Genomic DNA, 10770 nt, shown 5'->3' with positions numbered 1-10770 from the left:
CTGAGATAATGCGGCGATTGCGCTGTTGCCGGTGGACGGCACCATCACCTACCGGCGGGCCAGATTCCCGCTGATTCTGGCACGGCCGGAGATCAGACGATGCCGGCCATGTACAACGGCATGTCCTTGATCGCGCCGGCATCGCGATATTTCAGGTGGACTTTTCTATATAGAAATCACATTTTCATGCGCACTTTTGACTGGTTTAAGCACATTTTCAGGCGGACTTTGGCCAGACTTTGGCTGGACACAGTACCGGCGGAGAGACACCACCTTGAAAGCAGTGTATTGTCCCGGGCACGGTTGACGGATGTCTCGGGGATGGTTGACGGGGTGTCCTAGGGCATACTGTACTGCCGTCCTGGAGCATCGTTGACGTTCGCCGGTGGTCTACGGCATTGGTATTCGCGTGCGGTGTAGAACCTCTGGCCGTCGAGGATCTCGCCGGTGGCGACGACGGTGATGATGCCGCATAACGCGTGGTCCCCGCCCGTACATGCCGTACGAACGGGGACCATCGCGTTAGAACACCGGCAACGCCCAACGGGCTGGCCGCGCTACTTGCGGCCGCGCTTGCCGGCGGGCTTCTTCTTGCTCTGCTTGCCGTTGTCGGCGTCCTCGCTGCCGTAGCCGTACTCGCCGTAGTGGTAGTACGAACCGTAGTAGTAGTACGAGCTGTAGCCGCCGCTCTTCTGCTGGTCGGCGAGGTTGAACACGAAGCCGAGGATCGGCACGTCGAGCTCACCAAGCTCGGTGACGGTGCCGCGCAACGCGCTCTTGTACGTGACGCCCTTGCCGGAGACGAGCACCACGCCGTTGCCCTGCTGGCCGAACACGGCGGCGTCGTTGGCGACGGACATCGGCGTCGTGTCGATGATCACGTAGTCGTACTGCTGCACGGCCTGCTTGATGAGGCTATGCATGATGGTCGAGTTGAGCAGCACGGACGCGTTCTGGATGCGCGGGCCTGCGGGCAGGATGTGCAGGTTCGGCTTCCAGTAGCGCTGGACCACGTCCTTGACGGTCGCCTGGTTGGACAGCACGTGCGCGAGACCCACGTTGCCTTCGAGGCCGAGTCGCTTCGCCACGGAAGGGTGGCGCAGGTCGGCGTCGATGAGCAGCACGGCGGCGCCGTTTTCGGCGAGTGTGGCGGCGAGGTTGCAGGAGATGGTGGTCTTGCCTTCGGACGGCATGGACGAGGTGACCACGATGAGCCGGCCCTTGTCGCCGTCCTTGGAGGTGGTGAACGAGAGGTTGGTGCGGATGCGGCGGAATTCCTCGGCGATGGAGCCGTCCGGCTTTGTCACGACGATGGGCTTCGTGCCGTCGAGATCATCATCCTTCGGGATGACGCCCACGATGGTCGCCTGCTGAGCGATCACCTGCAGATCGGAGATGTCCTGGATACGGCGGGACAGAAGGTCGCGCAGGATGGCGCAGACGATGGCGAGCACCAGGCCGATGGCGCAGCCGGCCAGCAAGTTGAGCATGACATTCGGGGAACTGGGGCCACTCGGAGTCTGTGCCTTCTGCACGACGGACAGCTTCACGATGGATTGCTCGCCCGAGGAGTACAGTTCGGAGGCCACCACATCGGAAAGGGATTTGGCGATGCTGTTGGCGAGATCGGCGGACTGCTGCGGATCCGGGCCCGTCACGGAGACGTTCAGCATGTACGTGCCTTCGGGGTTCGTCGCGGTCACCATGCCGGCGAGCGTGCCGACGGTGTAGTCTCCGCTCTCCTGTTCGACGACCGGCTGCAGCACGGCGCTGGTCTTGACGAGATCGGGATAGCTGGTGAGCTGGGTGGCGATATAAGAGCCTGCCGCCGACTGCACGCCCACATTGTTGAGGTTCGCATCCGCGGCGACGCTGTTGTAGCTGGCGAACATCTGCGCGGTGGCGGTGTACTGCTTGGTGCGGGTGAACGTGAACCCGGCTGCCGCGCCCACCACGATGATGAACACGATGACGGCGGTGAGCCAGTGCTTGCCGATCATGCGCAGCATGTCCATGATGGTCATACCGGAATCCTGGCCATTGGGTTCGGCACGGCTGCCTATCACAGCGACTGCAGGAGTCTGCTCTACAATTTTCACGTCTTGTTCCGGAATATCCGATGTCACCGGTCTCTCCTACTTCTCGAGGTGCTTTGGTGGACGGACGCTGCCGATGCAGTACCATCGCGTCCGCGACTGATCAAGGAACCTTATCGGCAGTATAGCCTCAGGCCATAACCGCACCCGGTTCACCGGCCGCACAGCAGAAGCCGAAGCTCGCGCAACATCGCATGCGGATGGCTCCGTATACTCCGAAACGCCCGGTGGAACACCAGCAGGAACCGGGTGAACCTATTGCGGGACATTGCGGATAGTAGGTCTCGATCACCTGCTGTGGCGGGGAACAGGAGTCCCCACACGTAGCCGTATCCAGCCATTCACCTGGATGATTGAAGATGTTCAGCGACAATTCACGCACGGCATGTTCGAAATGCTCCAGTCCACATAACCATCATTGCAAATGAGCTTGTGCCTGTCTCTTATCTCAGTCACACACGACTGAGATAACGACTGAGACGGGTACTGCCTTTACTGTAGTTCCGTTACAGGCATATTAATGTGGCCGTAAGGCACAGCGCACAATCGGACGTCGACGATGCGCTTGCTTCGGTCAATGCGACGGTGCATGATGGGCGCGTGCTCTCATCCGTCATTGACATGTGCGTGGCGCGCACGCGCTGGGTCCGCGCGCCACAACGCGCGGATCTCCTGTACTATGCGGCGCTTGCGTTGCTGCCGGTCGATGGACTTCGTTTCGGCCTGCCCATGCCGTATTGGAATCCGATCTCGCCGTTGCTGTTCGCCGCCTATGCCCTGTGCCATTGGAGAACCCTGCTGCGGATGCTGCGTCGCCACCGGTTTTGGCTCATCGCCGCGGTCTGGGCGCTTGGCATCAGCCTGTATGGTTGGCTGACGGTCGCGTTCCATCCGCTTTCCGCTCTGGTCACCCTCGTTTCCATCGCCTTGGGTTCCTCCTTCCTCGCGTCGCTCGTCATCGCCATCGATGTCAGGAGGCTGCCGGTCTCGTCCATGGTGACGGTGCTGGTCGTGGCGTATTGGTGCGCATTCGCCGTGGGGGTGGCCGAGTTCATCTCCATCACGGCGCACCTCGATGGTCTGCATACGCTGTTCATGGGGATGATGCAGCGCAATTATGTGGCGGCGCGTCCACAGTTCCTGTTCACGGAGCCCTCGTATATCGGCATGCACTTGTTCGGCGTGCTGCTGCCGGTCTACTGGTTGACGCGGCGCCGTTCATTGGCCGCCCTGATCGTCTGCTTCGCCGTCGGCTCCATGGTGATGAACGCGGGCACGCGCATCGTCATCGATACGATGGTGGCCGCCTTGGCGTGTCTGATCGTCATGGTGCCATGGCGCAGGATCGGCGCCAGAACGCTGTTGCACGGCTTGGGTGGCACCGTGGCCGTGTTTGCGACGGCCACCATTGCCGCAGTGGCCGTCAATCCCCGTCTGCGCTCGATTTGGAATCACGGATTCTGGAATGGGGATGCCTCGGCGTCCGCGAGACTGTTCCGTACGTTGTCTCCCCTGCTCGCGGGAATCCATGATCCGGCGCATCTTCTTCTGGGGTTCGGCACGGGCAATCTGGGCGAAGCGATGAGGCGCGGGTTCCCCTATGCGGCCACGTGGGTGAGGTCGCGGCATGGCACGATGACGAATGAGATGCTCAGTCTCGCCCATGTGCGCGATCTTTCGGTGTTTTCGATGAACGCGTACGCTTCCGTCATCGCGGAGTTCGGCATCGTCACTCTGGTGCTGATGGCCACCGCCGTGCTGGCGCATGTGACCCGTCACCGCCAATGGAGCCTCACCACCGTGGTGTGGCTGCTGCTGCTCGCCTACCTGTACTGCCAGTATGAGGCGTACGCCTTCTACGCCTTCTGGCTGTTCCTCGCGGCGACCGGCATGAGCGACATCTCATTCACCAAGCACGAATCCAAGATGGAGTCTCCGCAATAGCTCGGTGATGCCCAACGCGCATAGACCGAAGCCGACGAAGTTGATGAGAACCATCAGCCATGGAGCGATATCCGGCCAGAGAGCAAACGAAATGTACAGCATCGGGGAGTGGAACAGATACAGGCCCATGCTGTCTTTGGAAATCAACCGGACAGGTTCGGAAGACCAGTCGGGCACCAGCACATAGATGCACGCGACCATAATCAGGGCAAACGCAACGGAGACGATACCGGTTGCACCAACACCGAACCAAATGGCCACACATGCGGCGACAAGCAGGGCTGCCGAAACGACTCTCCCGATGGAGGTCTTCATCGGCATGATGATGCCCTCATGCCGATGCCAGACATATCCCATCACGAAGAAGAGGAAATTATGTCCGAATCGTCCCGCATAGGGCACTGTCTCGAGTCCGGAGAAGATGACTACCGCACCTGCGGCTCCCATTGCAAGAACCACCAATACCACTTCGAACGACCATTCAGGCCATCGCACGGCTGTGCAGAGCTTGTACGCGGCAATCACGACGATGAACATGAGCATGAGTGTCGGTAGGAACCACAAATGACCGCTGTCGACGTCGAGCAGCAAATCGACCAATACGATGCGCCAGAGCGGTTGACCTCGATACCCCGGATATCCCAGAGCAAGACGAAGCGGAATCATCCAGCACAACCCCACGATCAGGAATGGAATAAGCAATCGCTTCACTTTGTCGAGAACGGATACGCCTCTTTTTGAACTGAGCGTGAAAACCAGACAGAATCCCGACACGGAGAAGAACAACGGCATCTGCATGACGTTGATAATGTCCTTGACATGTGCCAGTGCAGGAGCACTTTGGATGGTGGGATATAGGTTCCATCCGGATGAGTAGATGATGATGCTATGGCCAAGCATCACCACGAGGATGGCCAACGCCCTGATAGTGACGATATCCTGTCTACGCTTCATCTTGCTCTCTTCCCGTCAATGATGATTCAGTGCTTCCAATTCGCGTTCCCACGAATAATCTTCGCCGGGAAACCGGCAATAATCTGATGCTCACCCTCAAACTGCTTGGTCACCAGGCTTCCCCATCCCACGATGCTGTTTGAGCCGATGCGGGCGCCTTTCAATACAACGACCTTCGCGCCGAACCAGACATGGTCGCCGATGATGATCGGCTTGCCCTCATCGACCAACTCATGCACCGTATCCAAGTCAACATCGGCGTCGACTACGGGATGCCCGTCATTATCCTTGATGACGCAATCCCAGCCCGACAGGAAGTCGTCGCCAATGGTGATGCTGTTGGCGCATAACAGATAGGTTCCTGGATTGCATTCGACCCCACGGCCTAACGTGAGCACACCGCCATGGACCGCCTTCAGGGTGCATCCGCGCGAAAACGAGCACGAGCCTTTGAACACAATCCTAGATTTTCCATCAGTGCCGAAGTATGACTGTCTGGAGGCGAGTATCCCCTCAGGACCATTGCCGAATCCGATACGGATCATGCCGGTCCTCACCTGCTCACTGGGAATGTCGCACTGAACCGTCGAAGCATCGATGTTTCTGATTATCGTGAACGGAGACACGATGATGGGCAGGCGGAGGCCTTTACGTAATCCAAATACTCTGATGCTGACGGACAGGCTCTTGGGAAGAGCAGCGACCGCCTTCACAGCCAAAGCCACCGGGGTAGTGTTATACGCGCGCAATGGTAAGGCTCCTTTCTCCGGCACCATGATGCTGTGCCGCTCGTATTGTCATCACGTGATTCATATCATTGGCACTGTCCGATGTATATCGCTCCATGATCGCAACGGCGATACCGAGCGCCATGAAAACCTGCATGACCGTAGGCGGGTAATAGAACGACTGATCGACCGAAAACGCCACTCCGGAACAAAGCACACCAAACGCAATCGGTTGAATCGGCTTGTTCTTCATGCAATAAACAACTCCCGCCACAATCATCCCGTAAAAGGCGCATGTGCTGACCGCACCAAACGTAGCGAAGAATTCAGGCAGACCTTCACCTCCCAGATCATAGGTGGATTCCTGGCCAAAGAACATCAGACGGCTAATCTGCAACGGTCCAAGAAGCAGCATATTCTGCCCTAGCTTCTCCCATTGCACCGTGCGCCCGGCTCCCGTGGAATCACCTGCGGTCTGGACCACGATGCGGTTGAAGAAATGATTGATCATATTAGACTGGAATACCGCAAGATACACTACTATGATCGCCAGTCCGACAAGACCGATGGCAAGATAGGTGCCTTTCATCCGTCTGGGCCATGAACGATAGCGCTGAACGACTAAAAAGACACAGACGAGAATGAACGGTATAACGATGGATCGTGAACCGCATAGCATAAGACCAATAGCACCGAGAACGATGGCTATGATCCTCGAAGCCCTCCACCATTTCGTCAATGGTCGCCAAGCCAACATGAGCGCGATGCCGAGCACGTCGAAAATGCCCAGATAATTGCCGTTGGTGTACGTGGAAGGCATTTTATTTGCCGAATCGGCACCACCCGAGCCATATCCATATCCGAGAGATTTACTGGTGATGGATTGTCCATATGTGTATGTGAGACCCGGCACCGCCGTACTGACGATGCCCACGGCGAATTGCACTACAGCGTAGAGATCGACCAGGATCAGCGCAATACAGGTAATACGTAACATCTTCTCGGCGTTCATACGACTAGCGAACACGATAGCCAGCGGTGAGGCCAGCACAGTAATCATTTCAGCTATCTTGAACAGCTTCCAGTGACCGACGGAAAGAATCAGCGAAATGGCACCAAATACCAGTAACACCGCATACAGGTAGCCAACCGGTTTGATCTTCTGAATCGCAAGCATCGTCTGATTGGGATTTCTGACAATGACGGCAGCCAACAATACCAGATTCAACGTCAAAGGAACGCCCCCGGCCTGCACGCCCGCTTTGGGAAACATCATCGTCACAATTTGGAACAGAATATCCATCTTGTCTATCCTTAACGCTTCCCTCTATGCGATCTCACCAAGCAGAAGACTCTGCATGTGCCGAGCCAATTGTTTGATGTCATAGCCGGCAGAGGCCAATTCCGCAGCATACGATCGCCTTCCGTTGGTGTGGGTCCGCAGATATTCAGCCACAGTCTCACACCAATGCATCGGATTCCAATCGACATCGTCCATCGTTATCATCAACTCATCCACCACCGTCGCCGGCTCTAGGATTCTGGTAGTGCTGATGACCGGGAGCCCGGCGGCTTGCGCTTCCAACAACGTCAACGGAAGCCCCTCGAATCGTGAGGGGAATAGCATAAGGTCAGACGCGCTCATAATATCCTGGACGTCTTTACGCACACCAAGGAATCGCACCCGTTCCTCGATGCCCAGCTCCGATGCAATCCGCCTCAATTCATCACGATCCGGACCTTGACCGGCCAATAGGAGCCATGCGTCCGATTGGACTTTCAACAATTCCGCAAATACCCGAAGCGCGAAGGACTGATTCTTCTGGAAAATCAAACGTCCTACGTTGACGTAGACTATCGCATCGGCGGAGATTCCAAGTTCCCCGCGTACACGAACTCTTGCATTTTCGTCATACGAATGCTTTTCAAGGTCGATGGCATTGGGCACGACCTCACATTTACCGCCGATTCGTCTATCGAAGTAGGACTTGCCATATAACCATTCCCCTGCGGGAACCGAACAAGCGAAGCATCGTTTCGCCCAGTTACGCACTATGACACGGTTGATGTAGTGCACCATATTGACAAGACGACTTCTGCTCGGGTCCTTCGTGTTATGCGAATGGACAAACAAGGTTTCGTATCCGTTCTTCTTGGCGAGCAGGAACGGGTCCAACCGGTACAACGCACACATGTTGAAATAGATGGTGTCGTGATTGGCTCGGGCCTTGTCCAAGACATCAGCAAGCATCGATGTTGAGAATTGACCGTCCTGAGTGAAAACCGGCAGAATCCGTCCGCCGTAGCTTTCGACTTCCTCACGTGCATAGAAGTTCGGACTGCCATGGGGAATGATGTCGAAAACGATGCGGCTGTGGTCCATGTGCCGATACAGGTTCATGATGTATTCTTCTTGGCCGCCGACCTTGCTACCCAGCCCGTATACAAGTATTCGTTTGATCTCGCTCATCACATTCCTTTGACCGTACGGTGACCGTTCAACGGGATTCGCCCCAATGAATGAACTGACTCTTCCACTGGTTGATTCGGTCAAGCGGAATATGAATCTCGGTGGCTCGCGGCTCGCGGATGAGCGGCACCATGGCCTGCTTAAGTTCTTTCCGCGTGACCACCGGAAGGTTCGTATCCGCAGCGATGTCACGCGCACGGTTATCGACCTCCACAATCATGGCGCGGAGGCCCTGATTGAGGCTATGGACACCGGCATGAAGTCGTGTGCCGAAGTAGTCAAGGTGATCGGCGTTATCGGCGAGGAACCGGTCGAGGGCATCCTTGGAATGCTCGATGTAGTCAATGGATCCGGCATCAATCAGCTGAGCGACGTACTCACGGTCCTCTTCGGCCTGCACCCACAGATGGACACGATCGTATTCCTGCAGCAGAGTCTCCAGCATGAACCGATCCGATTCGGGGTCTCGGGCATAGTTGGTGACCGTAGTCAGCACCTCGGTGTGCTTCTGCTTGGGCAACGCGGCACAGAATTCAGGAGTGAGACCCCACATCGTCACGCACGAGGTGTTGATGACGTTCTTGATGCCGATTTCCGCAAGCTTCTTCTTCGTATTCTCGTCACGCACGGAATGCATGACATCGGGAGTAAGCACGAAACGCAGGAAATCACGCGAGTACTTCGTGAACGGGGCATCGATGTCCGTCAGAGACCGCATACCGACGGCCAGCAGACACACGGAATGCCTGTATGAACGCAGGTTGAGAATCGGCGTCATCAGCTGGCCGAAACCGGCCATATCCGTGGCGATCATATTGGTACCGCAGGCAATCTTCAGGGTACTCGCCGGAACATGCTCCAACGTGGAGGAATACCCGTGGGTCTGCACATGCTCCTGCCGGACCGCTCCGGGGAATAGTTCCTTCAGGTTCTTGTCAGCATAATGCATGATGATCTGATCGCCGCAGTTCTCGGTGTTGATCGCCGTATCCAACAATGTAATCCTGTTGCTCGCGAGCTCTTTCCGATCATGCGAAAACGTGGATTCCAAACGGGCAAGGCCAAGGCTGAAATCTTTGATGGCGGTCTTAACGTACTGGTTCATTACCATGTTTTTTCCATTCTCTACCGAGTGAATATCGTTCGTCAGGCTGTCTTCCGTGCGCGGGACGACAACAACGTGAGTGTTTTCTTGATGAAAGGAATCAGGTCCAGAAGGCAAACAACGCAGATGATAAGGAACAGCACAGCGGATACGGAGATAGCCGTCGTCGTCTGGAACGTCATCACCACACCTTGCAACAGCAGCAACACGTTGCAGGGGATGACGAACTTCCATCGGATATCGACCGCGATGATGGGACGCGAATTCGCCATACGCATTACCAATACCACGGCATTGGCGATGGCCATGGCCACGGAGGCTCCCAGCAAACCGATTCCATGTACCAGCACCCATGTCATGACCATGACCACTACGCCTCCCACGGCAGTACTGATCATCAGATACTTGGTCTTCATAGCGGAAGTGTAGATGGTGCCAAAAAAGGTGTTCATCGTATTGAAATACATGGCGAGCACCAGAATCGGAATCAGATACCAACTGTCGAAGAATTCCTTCTGCAGCATGATTTTGGCCAATACCGGAGTGATCACGATGATGAGCGCCGCCCCCATCATCATCGCCGCGTTGAAGACACGGTAAATCGTCGAGAAGAAGCCCTTGATGTCGCTCTTCTTGAACTCCTGGAATGCGGACAACTGCCACGCCTGCTGGAACACCGAACAAATCATCACCAGAATGGAAGGAATCTTGCTGGAAGCAGCGAACAAGCCGCTGGCGGTAATGCCCAGCATGCCGGTGATGAAGAACCGGTTGATGCTGGTGCTCATCCACCAGAACAGGGAATTAGGCACGAGAGGGAAGGAATAGCGCACCATCGGACCGACGTATGTACGCAAACCGCGTATGGCCCCAATGCTGATGTACCGATAATGCTTGCCCCAAATCAGGTACAGCAACACCGCCACATACTGTCCCAATGCCACCGAATAGAAGTATCCGGGAATTCTGAGCTGCATCATGCCCACGAATAGAACAGCGGAGCCACCTGTAACCAAAGACGAAATAATCGAAATCCACGTCATCATCTTGATTTGGTTCAAACACCGCGCGATGTTGCCGAACAACAGCATGAACACATTCGAGCTGAAGGCAAGCAGGAACAGGCCCTTGTACGCTCCCAACCCGCCGAAGAAATTCAGATCCAACAAAGGCAGGCAAACGGCCACGATCCCGCAACCGGCAATGGTAATCAAAACACCGGCCGTCACATACGACTTCGTGTCCTTCGCATCATCGATACCGTACCGCAGCACCGCTTCCGCAATCGACAATGTCGCGATGGGATAAATCAGCGTGATGACGGTCAACGACATATCGGTGACGCCGTATTCACCGGCGCTCATGTAATAGGTATAGAAGGGCACCAATAAGAACACGACCAATTTGTTCGCGAACATGTTCAACGCGAACAAACCGATGTTCAACAACAGATTCTTATACTTGTTCACTCGG

8 protein-coding genes are annotated in these 10770 nt (G+C 56.0%); 1 reads left to right on the top strand and 7 read right to left on the bottom strand.

Features of this window, described 5'->3' with window-relative positions:
• Positions 1 to 557 precede the first annotated feature (557 nt).
• Positions 558 to 2024 carry a tyrosine-protein kinase domain-containing protein gene (locus tag BFAL_RS02430; RefSeq protein ID WP_082440290.1) on the bottom strand — a complete coding sequence of 489 codons (1467 nt, stop codon included), beginning with the start codon at positions 2022 to 2024 and terminating at the stop codon, positions 558 to 560.
• 594 nt (positions 2025 to 2618) lie between these two features.
• On the opposite strand from BFAL_RS02430, the gene BFAL_RS02425 reads away from it, so the two are divergent.
• A complete protein-coding gene (locus BFAL_RS02425; RefSeq protein ID WP_152973493.1) occupies positions 2619 to 4040 on the top strand; it encodes a hypothetical protein in 1422 nt (473 codons plus the stop codon).
• Here the strand turns inward: BFAL_RS02425 and BFAL_RS02420 are convergent.
• Genes BFAL_RS02420 through BFAL_RS02395 form a run of 6 tightly spaced genes read right to left on the bottom strand, consistent with a single transcriptional unit; the run spans position 3999 to position 10766 of the window.
• On the bottom strand, positions 3999 to 4994 hold the full coding sequence (locus BFAL_RS02420; protein ID WP_055426846.1) for an acyltransferase family protein: 996 nt from the start codon (positions 4992 to 4994) through the stop codon (positions 3999 to 4001). The genes BFAL_RS02425 and BFAL_RS02420 overlap by 42 nt on opposite strands.
• Positions 4995 to 5020: 26 nt before the next feature.
• A complete protein-coding gene (locus tag BFAL_RS02415) occupies positions 5021 to 5743 on the bottom strand; it encodes an acyltransferase (RefSeq protein WP_160319019.1) in 723 nt (240 codons plus the stop codon).
• Entirely contained in the window at positions 5730 to 7025 is a 1296-nt protein-coding gene (locus tag BFAL_RS02410; protein ID WP_055426844.1) for an O-antigen ligase family protein, read from the bottom strand. Before BFAL_RS02410 ends, BFAL_RS02415 begins: the two co-directional genes overlap by 14 nt.
• Before the next feature lie 24 nt (positions 7026 to 7049).
• Positions 7050 to 8192: a glycosyltransferase gene (locus tag BFAL_RS02405; protein ID WP_055426843.1), complete on the bottom strand. Its 1143-nt coding sequence runs from the start codon at positions 8190 to 8192 to the stop codon at positions 7050 to 7052.
• Positions 8193 to 8220: 28 nt separating this feature from the next.
• Positions 8221 to 9303 carry a polysaccharide pyruvyl transferase family protein gene (locus tag BFAL_RS02400; RefSeq protein ID WP_055426842.1) on the bottom strand — a complete coding sequence of 361 codons (1083 nt, stop codon included), beginning with the start codon at positions 9301 to 9303 and terminating at the stop codon, positions 8221 to 8223.
• Positions 9304 to 9338: 35 nt separating this feature from the next.
• Positions 9339 to 10766 carry a lipopolysaccharide biosynthesis protein gene (locus BFAL_RS02395; RefSeq protein ID WP_055426841.1) on the bottom strand — a complete coding sequence of 476 codons (1428 nt, stop codon included), beginning with the start codon at positions 10764 to 10766 and terminating at the stop codon, positions 9339 to 9341.
• Between the last annotated feature and the right edge of the window lie 4 nt (positions 10767 to 10770).

This window comes from Bifidobacterium aesculapii, from assembly GCF_001417815.1.
Classification (GTDB): domain Bacteria; phylum Actinomycetota; class Actinomycetes; order Actinomycetales; family Bifidobacteriaceae; genus Bifidobacterium; species Bifidobacterium aesculapii.
Note: the sequence above shows the minus strand (reverse complement) of the source record. Positions and strands in the feature narration are given on the sequence as shown.

Coding starts and splice junctions, on each gene's coding strand:
- BFAL_RS02405 (WP_055426843.1), bottom strand. CDS start 8,192: ATGAGCGAGATCAAACGAATACTTGTATACGGGCTGGGTAGCAAGGTC.
- BFAL_RS02430 (WP_082440290.1), bottom strand. CDS start 2,024: ATGACCATCATGGACATGCTGCGCATGATCGGCAAGCACTGGCTCACC.
- BFAL_RS02410 (WP_055426844.1), bottom strand. CDS start 7,025: ATGGATATTCTGTTCCAAATTGTGACGATGATGTTTCCCAAAGCGGGC.
- BFAL_RS02420 (WP_055426846.1), bottom strand. CDS start 4,994: ATGAAGCGTAGACAGGATATCGTCACTATCAGGGCGTTGGCCATCCTC.
- BFAL_RS02400 (WP_055426842.1), bottom strand. CDS start 9,303: ATGGTAATGAACCAGTACGTTAAGACCGCCATCAAAGATTTCAGCCTT.